Below are 17337 nucleotides of genomic sequence, written 5' to 3'. Positions count from 1 at the left end.
TTTGCTAACATCGCCTCCCTATAGAGCGCTTAGCGCCACCGACCTGTAGGAAACCGCCCTGATGAGCCCATCGTTCGACGTCGCTGAACTCGCCGCGACCTATGCCAACAAATCCGCCCAGGACATTCTCAAACTGGCCTTTGCCGAGTTCGGGGATGACCTGTGGATCTCCTTCAGCGGCGCCGAAGATGTGGTGCTGGTGGACATGGCCTGGAAGCTCAACAAAAACGTCAAGGTCTTCAGCCTCGACACCGGTCGCCTGCACCCGGAGACCTATCGGTTCATCGACCAGGTGCGCGAGCACTACAACATCCCGATCGAACTGGTGTCGCCGGACCACAGCAAGCTGGAACCTTTCGTCAAGGAAAAGGGCCTGTTCAGTTTCTACAAGGACGGTCACGGCGAATGCTGCGGCATCCGCAAGATCGAACCGCTGCGCCGCAAGCTCTCCAGCGTGCGCGCCTGGGCCACCGGCCAACGCCGCGACCAGAGCCCGGGAACCCGCAGCCAGGTGGCCGTGCTGGAAATCGACGGCGCGTTCTCCACCGCCGAACGCCCCCTGTACAAGTTCAACCCGCTGGCGCAAATGAGCAGCGAAGAGATCTGGGGCTACATCCGCATGCTGGAGCTGCCCTACAACAGCCTGCACGAACGCGGCTTCATCAGCATCGGCTGCGAACCCTGCACCCGTCCGGTGCTGCCGAACCAGCACGAGCGCGAAGGTCGCTGGTGGTGGGAAGAAGCCACCCAGAAAGAATGTGGCCTGCACGCCGGCAACATCATCAAGAAAGCCTGATCCTGAAGGAGCGAGGGCCGGCACTGCCCTTGCTCGCGAATCAGACCGCGCTGAATCGCGCAGCCCACTGCTGCTGCGCGAACTGCTCAATGATGAAATCGACAAACGCCCGGGTCTTGCCCGGCAGCAGTTTGTGCTCGGCGTAATAGATGGAAATGTTGCCGTCATCGACATACCAGTCCGGCAACACCCGCTGCAACGTTCCCGCCTGCAGATAACCCAGCGCAAACGGCAGGCTCACCAGCGCGATGCCCAAGCCCTGGGTCGCCGTGGCACAGGCCGCCTCCGAGTCACTCAGGGTCATCCGCACCCTGAGATTCAGCGGGCTGTGTTGCTGCTGGCGACTGGTTAACTGCCAGGAGCGCACGCGGCCGGTCTGCGGCGAGCGAATCAGGATGCCGTCGTGGTGCCGCAGATCATCCGGTTCAATCACCGGCGGTTGGTGTGCCAGGTACTCCGGCGACGCCACCAGCACCCGATGGGCCGGGGTCAGTCGCCGGGCAACCACCCCCTGGGGCAACTCGAAGCCACCGCCAATCGCCGCGTCAAAGCCCTGGCCGATCAGGTCGACCTGGCGGTTATCGAAATGCCAGTCCGGGTTGATCGCCGGATAGCGCCCCAGGAACTCCCCCAGCAACGGCACGATGTACAGTCGGCCGAACACCGTGCCCATACTGACCTTGAGGGTCCCGGCCGGACGCCCTTCGGCACTGGCCAGGTTGGCCACCGCATTCTGGATCGTATGCAGGCTGGCGCTGACCTCGCCGAGAAACAACTGACCGGCCTCGGTCAGCGTCAGGCGTCGGGTGCTGCGCTGAAACAGCCGCACGCCCAGGCGCGCCTCCAGCTTGGCGACACTCTTGCCCACCGCCGCCGGGGTCAGGCTCAAGCGTCGCGCCGCCTCGGCAAAGCTGCCGACCTCGGCACTGCGGACAAAGCATTCGATACTGCTGAAGGTTTCCATGATCGCCACTATAAACTTCTGGTTTACACAGACTATCGCAATCAGGGTCTACTCAGGAGGTAATGGGAAATCGATACTAGGCTCCATCAACCGGGACACTTCGCCCCGGGACTTTGGAGATCGATATGACCACTCAACCTTTGAGCGGCAAAGTAGCGCTGATTCAGGGCGGTTCCCGTGGTATCGGCGCGGCCATCGTCCAGCGCCTGGCTGCTGAAGGCGCCGCCGTTGCCTTTACCTACGTCAGTTCCACCGCCAAGGCTCAGGCACTGCAGGACAGCATCATCGCCGCAGGCGGCAAGGCCCTGGCGATCCAGGCCGACAGCGCCGATGCCGCCGCCATCCGCCAGGCGGTCAATAGCACGGTGCAAACCTTCGGTCGGCTGGACATCCTGGTCAACAACGCAGGCGTGCTGGCCGTTGCTGCGCTGGAGGATTTCACACTCGAAGACTTCGACCAGACACTGGCCATCAACGTGCGCAGCGTATTCATCGCCAGCCAGGAAGCTGCACGGCACATGGGCGCAGGCGGTCGCATCATCAACATCGGCAGCACCAACGCCGACCGCATGCCCTTCGCTGGGGGTGGCCCGTATGCCATGAGCAAGGCCGCACTGGTCGGCCTGACCAAGGGCCTGGCCCGCGACCTGGGTCCACGGGGCATCACCATCAACAACGTGCAACCCGGCCCGGTCGACACCGACATGAACCCGGCCCACGGCGAGTTTGCCGAGAGCCTGATCCCATTGATGGCTGTGGGCCGTTATGGCACCGCTGGCGAAATCGCCAGCTTCGTCGCCTACCTGGCCGGTCCGGAAGCGGGATACATCACCGGCGCCAGCCTGACCATCGACGGTGGTTTTGGCGCCTGAGCCCTTTACAGGTACAAAAAAACGCCGGGCAACCCTGCACAGGTTACCCGGCGTTTTACTGTGCCTGGCTCAGCGCTCAAGCCGTTTCGAGCGCCGGCAAGCCATAGGATTGCAGGGAAAAAGCCTTCAGCGAACGCAAGATGCTGTCGGCATGGGCATACTTTTCGTCAGCCATGGCGGCGTCCGGCACCGCCACCGCGGTCATCCCCGCCGCTTTCGCCGCGGTGACACCAAACGGCGAATCCTCGAACACCAGGCAATCCTCAGGCGCTACGCCCAGGCGGCGCGCGGCGGTGAGGAAGATGTCCGGGGCCGGCTTGGCGGCGCCGACTTCAGGGTCGTCGGCGGTGACGATGGTGTCGAACAGCGCGAACCAGTCACGGTGCAACGTGGTTTTCTGCGCGAAGGACTGACTCGAAGAACTGGTACCCACGGCAATCGGGATGTTGTTGGCCTGCAAATGCTCAACCAGCTCCCGCGCCCCTGGCATCGCCAGCGCAAGGGGGAACCGCTCCTGCATCAAGGGTTCGCGAACCCGCAGGAATTCCTCGGCACTGATGGGCAACTCCAGCGCCTGCACCACGTAGCGCGCCAGGTCGGCGGCGCCACGGCCAATGATGTTCTGCTTGATGCTCCAGTCGAACGTACGGCCATAACGTTGCGCGATGATCTGCGTGACCTCGGTGTAAATGCCCTCGGTATCCAGCAACAGACCATCCATATCAAAAATCACGGCCTTGATCGGGCCCAACTCCAGCTGTGCACTCATCGCATCTGTCCGTTATCAACACAACATTCCAGGAACGGCTCAGGGGCGGCCATGGCCCTCATCGACCGGGCAACGGTCGATGAAAGGGTTCAGCAGCATAACGAGCCTGGTTTGCCTGGGGCAACCATTTGCCCGCCGCGATATTGGCAGCAGGGCCTTCGGCATCCGCGCCGATCAGCTGGAGCTGTGAACCCTGATGGTGTGCGACCAGCACAAACAAAGAAGCCCGACCATAGGGCAGGGCTTCTCTGGTGCATCGCGGCGAAGGATCAGTGACCCTTCTTGCCCATGCTGTTACCTACCGCGCCACCGGCGGCTCCGCCCAGGCCGGCACCGATGGTTGCCCCATTCTTGCCGCCCAGCGAACGCCCGATGACCGAACCGCCGGCCGCGCCGACACCCCCGCCAATGGCGGCCTTGGTGCGATTACCCTTGTGTGCGCCCGCAGCACCACCGGCAGCGCCGGCGACACCCGCGCCAATGGTCGCACCGGTGCTGCCACCGAGCTTCTGACCAACCACATTGCCCAACGCGCCACCCAGGCCGCCACCCAACGCCGCGGTGCCATCACCGGCAGCCATTGCACCTTGAGCGACCAGAAGCCCCAGAACCAAAGCAGGCAGAGTTAAACGCATGACATAAACCTCAAACAGAATATTGAATCGTAGAAATGGGCTGCTAATGAAGGGGCTGTCCACACGGGGACGCTGCCAACCTTCCTGTGCGCGAGGGTTGGACAGCAATTGGCCGAAGAGTTTTATCGCGGGCAAAAAAAAGGTTCTTCACGGAATCCCGGGAAACACAGAAACAAGAACGCCGATTTGATTGATGATGTTCGTGCGAGCAAACACATCTAACAAACCGGCGTTCTTATGCGCGATATTAATACTTTCCTTCCTTTTTGGGAGGGCTTTTCTGTCGTCACGATCAAGCCTGATGGTGACGCCCTCCAGATCGATCTGACACCCCACGCCACCCGATTCCCTTCCTGTGGCGGGTGCCAAAAACCCTGTTCAACCACGCATGAGTATTGCGAGCGAGTCATTCGTGATTTGCCCATTCTCGGTCGTGCGGTGCGCCTGAGCGTTTTGCTCCGACGCGTTGGTTGCCGCGACTGTGGTAAACGCATGGAGGCCGTCAGTTGGCTGGATCGCTATGCCCGCATGACGCGGCGTCTGGCAGAGGCGGTCATTCAAGCCTGTGAGCGCCTTCCCACGCTGCACGTGGCGCAGATGTTTGGGCTGCATTGGGACACCGTTCGGTTGCTGGAGCGTCGTGCCTTGCAAGCGGCATTGAGCGATCTGCCGAAGGCGCAACCACGGCGTCTGGTGATGGACGAGTTCGCCCTGTTCAAGGGCCATCGTTACGCCAGTGTGGTGCTGGATGCGGATACACGACGAGTGCTGTGGATCGGCGAAGGCCGCAGCCGGGCGGCGGTCAGGCCGTTTTTCGAAGAGCTGGGGCCAGAGGGATGCGCCCGAATCGAAGCGGTGGCAATGGACATGAACACCGCTTTTGACCTGGAGGTTCGTCAGCACTGTCCCAACGCGCGAGTGGTCTACGACCTCTTCCATGTGGTGGCCAAGTATGGCCGAGAGGTGATTGATCGGGTTCGTGTCGACGAAGCCAATCGACTGCGTCATGACAAGCCGGCCCGACAGGTCATCAAGCAGGCGCGTTGGCTGCTCCTGCGCAACCCGCAGAACCTGAAAACACCGGAGCAACAGGTCCGCTTGGAGGATCTGCTGGCGGCCAACCACGCGTTGATGAAGGTCTATTTGATGAAGACTGAACTCAAAACGCTTTGGACGCCGAGCACCGCTTGGGGTTGGCGATCGGCCTGGAAGCAATGGCTGCGCCATGCGCATGAAAGCGAAATACCGGCACTGATCCAGTTCGCCAAACGGCTAAAGACTTACTGGCGGGACATCGTCAGCCGGGTTCGCTGGCCGATGCACACCGGTCAGTTGGAAGGAATAAATAATCGAATAAAGGTCATCAAGCGAATGGCGTACGGTTACCGGGATAGCGAGTTCTTTTTCATGAAGATCAAGAGCGTCTTTCCCGGTAATCCGTGAAGAACCAAAAAAAAGCCCGCTGGGGAACGGGCTGACAAGACTTGCTTTTAACGGATGAGCTGAGCCTACGTTTGGGCTTGTGAAAGAAACGTGAAACACCCCAACCACTTCCGGTTACATTGAAACAAAATATGACAAGCCTGCAGCCCCCCCTCCTCCCGCCGAACCGCAGGCACAAAAAACCCCGCACATCGGCGGGGTCTGTCGGGTTGGCGATCACTTGCGCAATGGCACGCTAACCTTGGGCATGAACGGTTTGCTGGAAGTCCTGCTCACCGTGGACACGCGGGCCTGGCCCGGTTTGCTCGGTGCCTGGCCAAACCCCGAGACGTAATCTGTCTGCCCGCAGTGCACACAGTTGTTGATCGGGTACTCAGCGCCATCATCTTCAATGTACGGATTGCTCATCCCTGCGTCCCTCCCTCTAGGTCGGCGCCGGCAAACAAGCGTTCGCCTGAAAAGCACAGACCTTCAAGAGATTCCAGACTAGCCGGTCATCCCCGGACTACCCATTCCAAAAGCCATCCGCCGACGAATGGCCCAACTCGGGTTACTTCAGCTTGACCGCGGTACCGGTCACGAAGACCACCAGCATGCTGCCCTTGCCGGAAGGCATGCTGATTTCAAAGTTGATCCCCACCACCGCATCCGCCTGCAGGCTGCGAGCCCGCTCCTTGAGCTCGTCAGTGGCCTGGGCACGGGCTTCGCGCAGGGCTTTCTCCAGGGTCTGGGAACGCCCGCCGAAAAAATCGCGCATGCCGGCAAACATGTCCCGCACGACGTTGATGCCCTGCACGGACTCCGCGCTGACGATGTCCAGGTACGCCGCAATCTGCCGGCCTTCGATGGAATGGGTAGTGGTGGTGATCATGACAACTTCCTTGATGGACTAATGGCGGCCGCAAGACTGGCCTAAGTCATGGAGACGTACATACTGAGTACTGGCGGCACAGATTCTGCCATCGAGCGTGCGGGAGCGTGTATGACGGTCTTTCTACTGCTTTACCTGTGCACCGACGCCTCGCGCAGCGACTGCCAGGTGATTGCCGTTGAACATTGGGTGCAGCCCGATGCCTATCAACAGTGCGTCGCGGCGGCCAGGCAACTGACCAAGGACCTCACCGCGAAAAACCGCCAGAGCAACTACTTCGTCTGTGAAACCCAAGCCAGCCCATAAGCTACAGGCAATCGCGTACCGCCTTGCGCAAGGCTGCCGACTTGGCCCAGGGTGGCCCCTGATACAGCGAAACCTTGCTGCCGTCCTTGTACTTGACGATATCGACGATTTCATCGGCGGTAATGATGCTGGGCGCGTTGATCCGCCAGCCGTTGGAGATCTGGGTCTGGGTGGCCTTGGGCACCTCGCGCTGCCAGGCGGGCAACACGCAAGCCGCGTACTCCTTGGGCGGCTTGGCGGTCTCCTTGCTCAGGTTCGGCTCCCCCGGCACCAGCGAGGCGGGCAGCGAACACCCCGCCAACACCACGCACCCCAGCACTGCCATCCCTATCCGCATGATTGTTCCTTGCACTCAAAGAGGAAAATGTAGCTTCACATTGAGTGCTCAGCCAGCCCACCCGGCATCAGGCCAGAACCACCACCCGGGTTGGATGGCCTGGGCCGAATGGATTCACAGGTTACGGCAGGCCAATACTCCCCTCAGAAAATCCCGCGATAGATGGCCGCTACATCCTGCTCCGTCATGTCCCGTGGATTGCTGTCGATCAAGCGGCGAATGATCGGCGCCATGACCAGGGCATTGGCCAGCACCTTGGGCAGATTGCGCCACCAGGCTGCGCCGCGGGCGCGCGCTCCTGTCCACCGCGCCCCTTCAGATCTCCAGAATGCCCGAGGCCATGAAACCGCCGTCCACTGGAATCACATGGCCGCTGATGTACGACGAATCATCGGATGCCAGGAAGGCCACCGCCCCCGCCATTTCCGCCGGGGTGCCATAGCGGCGCATCGGTACTGCCCGGGCATAGGAGTCGCGCGTCGCGGCCGAGTGCAGCCTCTGGGTCAGCGGGGTATCCACCGGGCCTGGGGCAATGCCGTTGACGGTAATCCCGTATTCGGCGAGCTCGACGGCCATCTGCCGGGTCAGCCCGATGAGCGCGGCCTTGGACGTGCCATAGGCCGTACGACCCAGGCTGGCGCGCAGACCGCTGATGGAGGCGACGTTGATGATCCGCCCCCAGCCATTGGCCTGCATCAGCCGCGCCGCCTGTTGGCCGCAGAGCAGCGAGCCGGTCAGGTTAATATTCAGCACCCGTTGCCAGTCGCTGAGGTCGCACTCCAGAAACGCCTGGGTCTTGGCCACGCCGGCGTTGTTGACCAGCACATCACAGCGGCCGAAGCGCGCTTGCAGCAAGGCAAATGCCGCGCGGATGGACTCGGCGTCGCCGACGTCGATGACCAGTGCCATGGCCTCGATGCCCTGGGCATGTAGCCCGGCGACCATTTCTTCGGCCGCCGCCAGGTTGATGTCGGCCACCACCACGGTATGCCCGTCGTGCCCCAGGCGTTCGGCGATGGCGGCACCGATCCCCATGGCGGCGCCTGTGACCAGGGCCACGCGTCCCAGTGGCGAGGCGCCTGGCAGAAATTGTTTTGCTGTTTGGCTCATGACAAGTGCTCTCTTAAAGGAAACCGATGGAGATCCATGGGAAACAGGCGACGATAATCAACGCCAGGATCAGGGCCGCGAGGTAGCCCCAGACACGCCGGATGACCAGATCGGAGGACACCTTGCTGATCGCGCAGGCGGCGTAGAAACCAACCCCCAGAGGGGGTGCAAACAGGCCGATGCCCATGGCCAGGATCACCACCATGGCGTAGTGCACCGGGTGGATCGCCAGCATCTCGGCCAGCGGGAACATCAGTGGCCCGAACAGCACGATCGCCGGGATGCCTTCGAGCACGCTGCCCAGGATCACGAAAGTGACGATGGTGACGATCATGAAGCCGATGGCACCGCCCGGAATTTCACTGATCAGGTCCACCAGCGAGGCCGAGAAGCCCGACTGTGTCAGCGCCCAGGCCATGGCCGACGCCATGCCGATGATCAGCAGGATGGCGCCGGACAATGCCGCCGCTTCGAGCATCATCGGGTAGACCTTCTTGAACTCGATGTGGCGCATGAACAGGTGCATCACCAGCCCGACCATCACCACGTAAGCCACTCCGATGGTGGAGACTTCGGTCGCGGTGGCCGCGCCTTCGAGCACTGCCACCCGGATCAGCACCGGCAGGGCCAGCGCCGGCACGGCGATCAAGAACGTGCGCGCGATTACCGACAGCGGCGCACGCTGGACATTGGGCATAGCTTCCTTGCGTGAACGCCACCAGCACACCAGCGCGATCACCACCGTGGCCACCACCGCCGGCATCAGCCCACCGATGAACAGCGCGGTAATCGAGACGCTGCACACCGCGCCGATGGTGATCAACACCAGGCTTGGCGGAATGGTCTCGGTCATCGCCCCGGTCGCCGCCAGCAGCGCCGCCAGTTCTTCGGGCTCGGAACCGCGTTTTTTCATTTCAGGAAACAGCGCCGGAGCAACCGCCGCCATGTCGGCAACCTTGGAACCGGAAATCCCCGAGACCAGGAACATCGCCCCCAGCAAGACATACTGCAGGCCGCCGCGCACATGCCCGAGCAACGAGGCCATGAAGTCGATCAGCGTGCGCGCCATGCCAGACAGTCTGCAGCACCACGCCGAGCATCACGAACAGCGGCACCGCCAGCAGCACCATGTGCGACATGCCTTCGTCCATGCGGCCGACCACAATCGACAACGGAGCATGGGTGGCCAGCGCCAGGTACGCCATGGTCGCGGTGCCGAAGGCGAACGCGATGGGAATCCCGCCAAAGACACAGGCCCCCAGCAGCACCAGGAAAAAGATAATCAGGTTGTAGTTGCCCAGGTCCACCAGCAACGGCTGGCTGATCCACAGCACCGAGGCCACGAGCGCCACCACGGCAATCCCGGCCATGAACTGGCGCACCGTGGAAAACCGCGCCATGCGCGACACGGCGGCCAGCAGCATCAACACCGCACCGACCGGCAAGGCCGCGGCACGCAGGCCATCGGGAATGCCCAGCGCCGGGGTGGTGATCGACATCTGCTCATGGGAGTGCTGCATGGCCGGGCCAATGATCATCACCACGAACAGGCACACCACCAGCGCCGACAGCGTCTCGCAGAACCCGCGCCAGGCGTGGGGCAGCTTGTTCACCAGCGCCGACATGCGCATGTGTTCGCCGCGGTCCAGCGCCAGCACCGCACCAAACATGGCCATCCAGATAAACAGCGAAGACGCCAGCTCATCGGACCAGATCAGCGGGCTGTGCAGCAGGTAGCGGTAAACCACCCCCGCCAGCAGCACGCCGGTTTCGATCACCATCAACGCGACGGTGATCAAGCCGACTGCCCGCATGGTCCATGTGTTCAGACAGACAAGCGCCCGGGCCGGCAGGCGCATGGTAGACGTGGGGGCCACTGCTGCTGGCGCGACCATCATGCCAGTTTCCCGGCATATTTCTCGAGGATGGACCAGGCGGCGTCGCCGAACTTATCGTGCCAGTCGCCATAATAATTGGCGCTTTGCAGGCGCTCGCGGAAGGGTTCCGGTGGCGCCGCCACCAACTCCAGGCCTTGCTGCTTGAGCGTATCGCGGATGGTGCCCTGCAACTTGGCCAGGTCATCGCGCTGGGCGAGCACCGCGGTATTGATGTGTTTGCTGACCACGGCCTGCACGTCCGCAGGCAAGCGCTTGAAGGAGGCGCTGTTGCCCAGCATCCAGAAGCCATCCCAGACATGGTTGGTCAGGGAGCAGTATTTCTGCACTTCGTAGAGTTTCGCCGAGGACACCAGGGTCAGCGGGTTTTCCTGGCCCTCGACGATGCGGGTCTGCAGTGCCGAGTACACTTCGGAAAAGTTGATGCTGGTCGGCGCGGCTTCGAAGGCGCGGAAGATCGACATGATGATGGGGCTCGGTGGCACGCGCAGCTTCATGCCCTTGAGGTCGTCGGGCGTGGCGATCGGACGGGTACTGGTGGTGGTCACCCGAAAACCGTTGTCCCAGATTTTGTCGAACGCAAACAGGGTCTCGGTCTTGGCAATCTCGGCCCGCACATGGGCGCCGAGGTCGCCGTCCATCGCACTCCACACTTGCTCATAATCCTTGAAGGCGAACCCGACGGCGCTGATCTGCACCGAAGGCACCATCGTGCCCAGGATCACCGGTGACAGGGCAAACATGTCGACGGCACCCGAGCGCACTTGGGCCAGGGTATCGGTGTCACTGCCAAGCTGGCTGCTGGGGAAGATCTGGATCTGCACCGCGCCATTGGTTTCTTCACGAATCGCCTTGGCCATTTCCCGCGCCCGCACATTCATGGAGTGGCTGATGGGCATGTTGTTGGCAAACTTCAGCTTGAACTCGGCGGCCTGGCTCTTGCCGCTGTACAGACCGAGCCCGGCGGCGGCAACGGCGGCAGAAGCAAGGGTGGCCGTTTTGAGAAAGTTGCGGCGCGAAAAGTCGCTCATTTGGTTCTCCTGACTTTATTGTTTTTATGGATCAATGGCCGTTATGCCGGCGACTGGCTAAGCAAGCTATAGCAATTGGGGTGCCACGAATGGCGCAGCCCTCCTGGCAGCAACCCAGGCTGCTACTCAACCAGCTGTTTTCACAAGGAAAAACAGCGCCTGCAGGAATGCATTTATTTCTTGCAGGGCATCTGGCGCGACGGTGGATGTAACAGGTGTCTCCGGCAAGTGTCGCTGTACCCGGCATGGCAAGTGACACCTGTCCTGCACATCTGCTGCATAGGTATCTGTGGTGCGACGTTGCACCTGTGGGCCTTCCGGGGTGTTGGATTAGGCCGAGTACATATCCATTCTTGCGGTAACGGCCACCTATGGTTCCGCTCTTACAGCGGCTCACTTTTGGAGCCCAAAAGTAAGCAAAAGGCTCTTGCCCCACCACTCGGCACCTCGCCTGGGCTCGGTGTTCCCTCACTCCGGCTTGAATCCGTGGGCCGCCGCCACGCGCCATCCATGGCGCGGGGCGGCTAACCCGGCGTCCTGCCGGGTTACCCACGGATTCAAGCCTGCGTTCGGCCAGCGTGGTTAACGGGGCGCCCAGGATCAAAAGCCAGAGCCAGATCAAAAGATGGCTGACTTCGTCAGCGTCTTAGGAAGTACAAGCTGCACCGCGCATGCCCTAGCGATCAGGTCGGCTCTAAGGCCGCCTCGCTTTGTTTTTGATCCTGGGCGCCCCGTTAGCCACGCTGGCCGGAGTCCGATATTGATTTGGGGGGTAAACCGGCAGGACGCCGGTTTAGCCGCACTGGGCCAGGGATGGCCCATTGCGGCGGCCCCCCAAATCCATGTCGGAGTACGGGCATGCCGAGCCTAAGCGAGGCACCGAGTGGTGGGGCAAGAGCGTTTTGCTTACTTTTGCGCCTCTCAAAAGTGAGCCGCTGTAAAAGCGGAACCATAAGTGGCCGTTACCGCAAAAATGGATATGCACTCGGTCTAATCCAATATCCTGATCGCACCACAATTGAGTAGATACCTATGGATCTGCAGGATCGCCAACCCTGACGCCAACTGAAAAGGGGCCCTGTTCAAGCGACCCCCTCGGAATCAGAACAACGCCAGGGTGTAGTTGACCGACACGCGGTTCTGGTCCTGGGAATACTCGCTGGGCACGCCGCTGCGCATCGTGCCGTTACGCCAGCTGAACCCGACGCCCTTGAAGGTACCGCTCTGCACCACGTAATCCAGCGCCAGGTCGCGCTCCCACTCTTTCTCGTCGGACCCGCTCGCCATACGGATATGGGTGCCCTTGAGGTAGGTGACCGACGCCACCAGCCCTGGCACGCCCAAGGAGGCGAAGTTGTAGCCGTATTGGCCGAACGCCGTGCGCTCGCCGGCCCGGGTGAAGCTGGTGATCAGACGGTCAGTGAACAGGTAGATACTGCTGCCGGCCGCACCTTCGTTGGTATTGCCCTGGTTGGCCTGGACAAAATTGCCGCTGTCAGAGACGTTCTGGTAACCGAGCAGGAAGGAGTTGCCACCCAGGGCGTAGGTGAACATCGCGCTCCAGGTGTCGTTGTCGATTTTGCCGGGGGTGTCTCCCAGGCCACTGACCCGGTAGCCGGCGGCCCGACCCGAGGCGGAGTCGTTGCGGCCATCGGCGTCGGTCTTGAAGTAACGCAGGTCGGTGGTCAACGACTGGCCTTCGCCCAACGGCAGCACATGCACCAGGCCGCCGAAATGCTGCACGTAGTAGTCTTCCAACTGGGCCGCGTAGTACTGCAGGGTCAGTTGTTTGCTCAGTTTGTAGTCGGCGCCGGCAAACAGGAACTCATTGCTTTGCTGGGTGCCACCGGCCACCGCGAGCCCCGAACTGTTGGTCGAACCACGGCCGGTCGCATGTTCCAGGCGACCACCGAGCAGGGTCAGGTTGTCCACTTCCTTGGAGGTGATCATGCCGCCTTCGAAGGTTTGCGGCAGCACCCGACCATCGTTGGCCACCAGGATCGGCAACTTCGGTTGCAGGGTCCCGTAGCGGGCCTCGGTCTGGGAGAAACGCACCTTGCCGGTCAGGCCCAGTCGGCTCCAATCGTCCACGGCGCTGCCATCGCTCTCATCCGGAATCATCGAGCTGCCACGGTGATTGCCTTTGCCGCCGTCCAGGCGTACCCCCTGCAGACCCAGAGCGTCGACGCCAAAGCCGACAGTGCCATCGGTGAAGCCGGACTTGTAATCGAGAAAGAAGCCCTGCGCCCATTCGGCGGTCTTGCTTTGCCCGGCGGGACCGGCGCGATCGCGGTAGTCGTTGTTGAAGTAGTAGTTGCGAAAACCCAGGGTGGCCTTGCCGTCCTTGATGAAGTCAGCGTGGGCCAGGGGTGTCAGGAGCACCCCGCTGGTGGCGAGCAAAGACAGGCGAACGAAAGGATTTATTGTCATTGTTGTTTCTCCTAATGGATGCGGTCGACAATCCGGGGGCGCGGGGCATCAAAGGGCCCGTTGCACCTGGCTTCGACGTTCTTGTTATGGCGATGGCGGGTGAACGTGTCAGTCGGGCAGCCACTCTTGCAGCGTCAGCTCGACCGTGATGAAGGTGAGGTTTTTGCCGCGTTCCAGGCGGCCGGCGAACAGCTTGCCGTCGGCATCGGCCACCACCGCCTGCAGGCGACTTGCCCCGCTGAGGATTTCGCCGCTGACGCTGAGGATTTCCACCCCCGGGCCAGGCACATGGATCTGGATCAAGCCTTCGCGCCCCAGGTAGCTCAGTTGCCCGTCAATCAGGCTGCCCAAGCCACCGCGAACCACCGCTAAATCAATACCGTGCTCTTTGCACAGGGCCTCGGCGCTGTCGATGAGGTCTTCGTTGGGTTTGAGGCGGGCGATCACCAGGCGGCCCAGGCGGCCGTCCTGGACCAGGGAATCTTCGGTTACGGCAACGCTCATGACAGCTCCTTGAGGACGGGATGCAGCAGGTTGAAATGGGTTTCCGCGTCAGGCTGCACCTGGTAGGCCACCTGGTCGAACAGGCACAGGCGAATCGTCAGCGGCTCGCTGCCGACAATCAGTTTGTCGAGCACCAGATGCCCGCCGTGCTGCTCGCCATTGCGGTCCAGAAACCCGGCATGGCAATGCAACAACGGCGCGCCCCGGGCATCGCGGCCCACGGTGATGGCGCCGCTGATAAAGGTGATGTAGCCGTCCAGGACCACCGGCTGGCCGTAGTCATACGGACGTTCGGGCTGGTTGGTGACAATCATCCGGTGATAGCTCAGGTGCGCGGCGCCGCCACACAGGATGCGGCCCACGGCGCTGCCATAGCGTCGACCTTCGAGCGCCTTGAGTAGCCCTGCCGCGACGTTGCTCGCCAGGGGCAGGACGATGCGCAGCTCTTCGCAGCGCGGCACCTCCAGGTCCAGCAGTCGCGGTGCCAGGGACGGTCCCTCGTGAATGAAGGTGCGCACCCCGGCACGCTCAGCAAAATGCGGCGTCATCAGGCCACCTCCTGGCGTTCTTGGAGCAACGCGCGGATCTGTTTCTTGACGATCTTGCCGTAGCCCGACTTGGGCATTTCGTCCCAGCGCACAAAACGCTTGGGCCATTTGTAGCGGGCGATGCGCGGCTCCAGATGGGCCAGCAGTTGTTCATCGCTGACCTCGCCGGTGGTGACGATCACGGCATAGCCGGACTCGCCCCACTTGATGTCGGGCATGCCCAGTACAGCGGCTTCGGTGACGGCCGGATGGCTGAGCAGGGCCTCTTCGATCTCCCGCGGGTACACGTTGGAGCCGCCGGAAATGTACATATCCGAAGCCCGCCCGGTGATGAACAGATAGCCGTGTTCATCCACATGACCGAGGTCGCCGGTGTGGAACCAGCCGAACTTGAAACAGGCTTCGTTGGCCTGGGGATTGTTGTAGTAGCCGCTGAACACCGCCGGTCCGCGCACGCAGATTTCACCGTCGATACCGGTGTCCAGTTCGTTGCCGGCGTCATCGAGAATCGCCACCTGCATGCCGGTGCGCGGGTAACCGCAGCTACCGACCTTGGCAGTGGGTGAGTCTTCGCTGTCGTGGCAATCGGCGGGCAGCACGGTGATGTTGCCCGTCACTTCACCCAGGCCGTAGTACTGCACCAGGACCTTGCCCAGCTTGCCCAGGGCATGGCGCTGGTCGGCGCGATACATCGGCGCGCCCGCGTAGATCAGGTGGCGCAGGCTGCTGTGGTCATAGCGGTCGACGGCCTCGCTTTCGGTGAGCATCTTGACGATGGTCGGCACGGTGAACAGGTTGTCCACGCGGTATTCCTGCACCAGGCGCCAGGCCTCGTCGCAGTCCAGTTTGTCACTGGCCGGCAGGATGCAGGCAGCGCCCCGGGCGACGTTGACCAACGCATGGATGCCGGCACCGTGGGACAGCGGAGCCAGGACCAGCGAACGCGAATGCTGATTCAGGCCCGGCATCAGGTCGGCGATATGGTTGGTGATGACAAACGCCATCTGGCCGTGGGTCAGCACCCCGGCCTTGGGATGACCCGTGGTACCCGAGGTGTAGAAAAACCACAGCGGGTCGTGGTACGTCACTTCGGCCGGACGGAAGCTGGCCTGCAGCGCGCTGCCCTCCTCCAGCAATTGCTCGTAGCCCAGTTCGCCGGCGCGGGGCTGACCGATGGCGATGACCTGTTGCAGGCTCGGCGATGCCGCACGCACGGCGTCGACATAATGCTCCAGGCCTTCGTCATACAGCATCGCAACCGCGCCACTGGAACTGCCCAGGTAGGCCGCTTCCGCCGGGGTGATCCGCACGTTGGTCGGCACCCACACGACGCCCAGGCGGAACGCGACCCAGGCACTTTCGAACAGCGGCAGATTGTTGCGTGAATGCACCAGCAGCTTGTCGCCTTTACCCAGGCCGCGCGCGCGCAAGGCGGCAGCGACGCTGTCGACCCGCCGGGAGATGTCTTTCCAGGAGTGCTCACGACCGTTGCGAATGAAGCCCGGCGCATCCGGGTAGCGACGGGCGACCTGGTTGAGCATTTCCCCCAGGTTCATGACGTTGTCGATGCCCATCATTGCGCGCGCTCCAGAATGCTCACGTAGTTGGTCACTGCCGCACCGCCCATGTTGAAGACCCCGGCGCGATCGGCCTTGGGCAACTGCATGTCGCCGGCCTGGCCGCAGAGCTGCATGGCGGCCATCACGTGCATCGACACGCCGGTGGCGCCGATGGGATGGCCCTTGGATTTGAGACCGCCGGAGGGGTTGATCGGCAGGCGCCCGTCCTTGCGGCTGATGCCTTCGGCGATGACCCGCGCCCCTTGCCCCCGCTCGGCCAGGCCCATGGCTTCGTACTCCAGCAATTCGGCGATGGTGAAGCAGTCGTGGGTCTCGACCAGGGACAGGTCGGCCAGGCTCAGCTCGGCCCGCTGCAGGGCCTGTTGCCAGGCGCGGGCGGCGCCTTCGAAGTAGGTGGGGTCGCGCCTGGACAGCGGCATGTAGTCGTTGACCTGCACCGCGGCCCGGAAGCGCACGGCGTGGCGGCGCTCGCCTAGCAGATCCTCGCGGCTGATCACCAACGCGGCTGCGCCATCGGTGATCAGCGAGCAGTCGGTGCGTTTCAGTGGCCCGGCCACGAACGGGTTTTTGGCCGATGGCTGACGGCAGAACTCATAACCGAAATCCCGACGCATGTGGGCGTACGGGTTCAACACGCCGTTGGCGTGGTTCTTGGCCGCGATCATCGCCAGCGCATCGGACTGGTCGCCGTAACGGTCGAAGTAGCTTTGTGCAATGTTGCCGAACACCCCGGCAAAACCGCCCTCGATGTCGGCTTCTTCCTTGGCGTAGCAGCACTTGAGCAGGATCTTGCCCACCTCGGCGGTGGGCAGGGTATTCATCTTCTCGAAACCCACCACCAGTGCGTGCTGGCTTTGGCCACTGAGGACGGCTTGCAGCGCCGAATGGATCGCAGCGGAGCCGGTGGCACAGGCATTTTCCAGGCGAACCGAAGGCGTGAAGCGCAGTGCCTCGATGTGGTTGGCCAACAGGGACGAGGGAAAGTCCTGATACACAAAGCCAGCATTGAAATGGCCAATGTGGATGGAGTCGATCTGCTGCGGCGCGATGTCGGCATGCGCCAAAGCGCCAACGGCGGCCTCGGCCATCATCAGCTCGGGATCGAGGTGGTCGAACTTACCGAATGGGGAGTGATACCAGCCTGTGATAACGGGCAATCGCATAAGGGGTTCCTTGCATGAATGGTGTTTGCAAGGGCGATAGCAAGAGCGGTGCCAAGGGCTGAAAAGGTCAGCGCAGGCCTTAT

Annotated in this window: 20 protein-coding genes; 4 read left to right on the top strand and 16 right to left on the bottom strand. The window is 62.2% G+C overall.

Translation table 11 applies throughout. The features are described from left to right. Positions 1–61 precede the first annotated feature (61 nt). Complete coding sequence (locus tag Q1W70_RS18990; protein ID WP_302097753.1) at positions 62–796, top strand: phosphoadenylyl-sulfate reductase; 735 nt, start codon at positions 62–64, stop codon at positions 794–796. Between the two features lie 40 nt (positions 797–836). Here the strand turns inward: Q1W70_RS18990 and Q1W70_RS18985 are convergent, their stop codons facing one another. Continuing rightward, entirely contained in the window at positions 837–1760 is a 924-nt protein-coding gene (locus tag Q1W70_RS18985; RefSeq protein WP_182341450.1) for a LysR family transcriptional regulator, read from the bottom strand. A 125-nt stretch (positions 1761–1885) separates the two neighbouring features. On the opposite strand from Q1W70_RS18985, the gene Q1W70_RS18980 reads away from it, so the two are divergent. Further along, on the top strand, positions 1886–2632 hold the full coding sequence (locus tag Q1W70_RS18980) for a 3-oxoacyl-ACP reductase family protein (RefSeq protein WP_166590060.1): 747 nt from the start codon (positions 1886–1888) through the stop codon (positions 2630–2632). Between the two features lie 76 nt (positions 2633–2708). Here Q1W70_RS18980 and Q1W70_RS18975 read toward each other — a convergent pair whose 3' ends face one another. The 3 genes from Q1W70_RS18975 to Q1W70_RS18965 all read right to left on the bottom strand — a co-directional run bounded on the left by Q1W70_RS18975 (position 2709) and on the right by Q1W70_RS18965 (position 4405). Beyond that, positions 2709–3401: an HAD-IA family hydrolase gene (locus Q1W70_RS18975; protein ID WP_166590059.1), complete on the bottom strand. Its 693-nt coding sequence runs from the start codon at positions 3399–3401 to the stop codon at positions 2709–2711. Positions 3402–3670: 269 nt separating this feature from the next. Beyond that, a complete protein-coding gene (locus Q1W70_RS18970) occupies positions 3671–4036 on the bottom strand; it encodes a glycine zipper domain-containing protein (RefSeq protein WP_166590058.1) in 366 nt (121 codons plus the stop codon). A 147-nt stretch (positions 4037–4183) separates the two neighbouring features. Further along, positions 4184–4405, bottom strand: coding sequence for a hypothetical protein (locus Q1W70_RS18965; RefSeq protein ID WP_256669976.1), 222 nt, complete (start codon positions 4403–4405; stop codon positions 4184–4186). Between Q1W70_RS18965 and Q1W70_RS18960 the strand changes: the two genes are divergently transcribed. Further along, positions 4328–5479: an ISL3 family transposase gene (locus Q1W70_RS18960; RefSeq protein WP_302098903.1), complete on the top strand. Its 1152-nt coding sequence runs from the start codon at positions 4328–4330 to the stop codon at positions 5477–5479. The two genes, Q1W70_RS18965 and Q1W70_RS18960, sit on opposite strands and share 78 nt — an antisense overlap. A gap of 216 nt (positions 5480–5695) precedes the next feature. On the opposite strand, the gene Q1W70_RS18955 is transcribed toward Q1W70_RS18960, so the two are convergent. Both Q1W70_RS18955 and Q1W70_RS18950 read right to left on the bottom strand, forming a co-directional pair. After that, positions 5696–5887: a hypothetical protein gene (locus Q1W70_RS18955; protein WP_166590057.1), complete on the bottom strand. Its 192-nt coding sequence runs from the start codon at positions 5885–5887 to the stop codon at positions 5696–5698. A gap of 142 nt (positions 5888–6029) precedes the next feature. Further along, a complete protein-coding gene (locus Q1W70_RS18950) occupies positions 6030–6350 on the bottom strand; it encodes a YbjQ family protein (RefSeq protein WP_166590056.1) in 321 nt (106 codons plus the stop codon). 111 nt (positions 6351–6461) lie between these two features. Here Q1W70_RS18950 and Q1W70_RS18945 point away from each other — a divergent pair, with 111 nt between their 5' ends. Then, positions 6462–6656: a hypothetical protein gene (locus tag Q1W70_RS18945; protein WP_095165532.1), complete on the top strand. Its 195-nt coding sequence runs from the start codon at positions 6462–6464 to the stop codon at positions 6654–6656. A gap of 1 nt (position 6657) precedes the next feature. Here Q1W70_RS18945 and Q1W70_RS18940 read toward each other — a convergent pair whose 3' ends face one another. From Q1W70_RS18940 to Q1W70_RS18895, 10 genes are all read right to left on the bottom strand, one after another. Further along, the gene (locus tag Q1W70_RS18940) at positions 6658–6993 is read right to left on the bottom strand and encodes a hypothetical protein (RefSeq protein WP_166590055.1); all 336 of its coding nucleotides are present in this window, start codon (positions 6991–6993) and stop codon (positions 6658–6660) included. Between the two features lie 315 nt (positions 6994–7308). Further along, positions 7309–8103: an SDR family NAD(P)-dependent oxidoreductase gene (locus tag Q1W70_RS18935; RefSeq protein WP_302097749.1), complete on the bottom strand. Its 795-nt coding sequence runs from the start codon at positions 8101–8103 to the stop codon at positions 7309–7311. A gap of 13 nt (positions 8104–8116) precedes the next feature. Next, positions 8117–9127 (bottom strand): TRAP transporter large permease, encoded by a 1011-nt coding sequence (locus Q1W70_RS18930; protein WP_302098902.1) that lies wholly within the window; start codon positions 9125–9127, stop codon positions 8117–8119. After that, positions 9018–9917: a TRAP transporter small permease gene (locus tag Q1W70_RS18925; protein WP_302097748.1), complete on the bottom strand. Its 900-nt coding sequence runs from the start codon at positions 9915–9917 to the stop codon at positions 9018–9020. The genes Q1W70_RS18930 and Q1W70_RS18925 overlap by 110 nt, the downstream gene beginning before the upstream one ends. A gap of 80 nt (positions 9918–9997) precedes the next feature. Beyond that, positions 9998–11029, bottom strand: coding sequence for a TRAP transporter substrate-binding protein (locus Q1W70_RS18920; RefSeq protein ID WP_166590052.1), 1032 nt, complete (start codon positions 11027–11029; stop codon positions 9998–10000). A gap of 1101 nt (positions 11030–12130) precedes the next feature. Further along, complete coding sequence (locus Q1W70_RS18915; RefSeq protein ID WP_166593140.1) at positions 12131–13459, bottom strand: OprD family porin; 1329 nt, start codon at positions 13457–13459, stop codon at positions 12131–12133. 108 nt (positions 13460–13567) lie between these two features. Continuing rightward, a complete protein-coding gene (locus tag Q1W70_RS18910) occupies positions 13568–13963 on the bottom strand; it encodes a PPC domain-containing DNA-binding protein (RefSeq protein ID WP_166593139.1) in 396 nt (131 codons plus the stop codon). Beyond that, positions 13960–14511, bottom strand: coding sequence for a PPC domain-containing DNA-binding protein (locus tag Q1W70_RS18905; RefSeq protein WP_166593138.1), 552 nt, complete (start codon positions 14509–14511; stop codon positions 13960–13962). Before Q1W70_RS18905 ends, Q1W70_RS18910 begins: the two co-directional genes overlap by 4 nt. After that, the gene (locus Q1W70_RS18900; protein WP_302097747.1) at positions 14511–16088 is read right to left on the bottom strand and encodes an acyl-CoA synthetase; all 1578 of its coding nucleotides are present in this window, start codon (positions 16086–16088) and stop codon (positions 14511–14513) included. Before Q1W70_RS18900 ends, Q1W70_RS18905 begins: the two co-directional genes overlap by 1 nt. After that, positions 16085–17254 carry an acetyl-CoA acetyltransferase gene (locus Q1W70_RS18895; RefSeq protein ID WP_166593136.1) on the bottom strand — a complete coding sequence of 390 codons (1170 nt, stop codon included), beginning with the start codon at positions 17252–17254 and terminating at the stop codon, positions 16085–16087. The genes Q1W70_RS18900 and Q1W70_RS18895 overlap by 4 nt, the downstream gene beginning before the upstream one ends. Positions 17255–17337: the final 83 nt, after the last annotated feature.

The organism is Pseudomonas kielensis, assembly GCF_030505375.1.
In the GTDB taxonomy this organism is placed as follows: Bacteria; Pseudomonadota; Gammaproteobacteria; order Pseudomonadales; family Pseudomonadaceae; genus Aquipseudomonas; species Aquipseudomonas kielensis.
The sequence above is the reverse complement of the archived record's forward strand: the minus strand, read 5'-3'. Positions and strand labels throughout refer to the sequence as shown.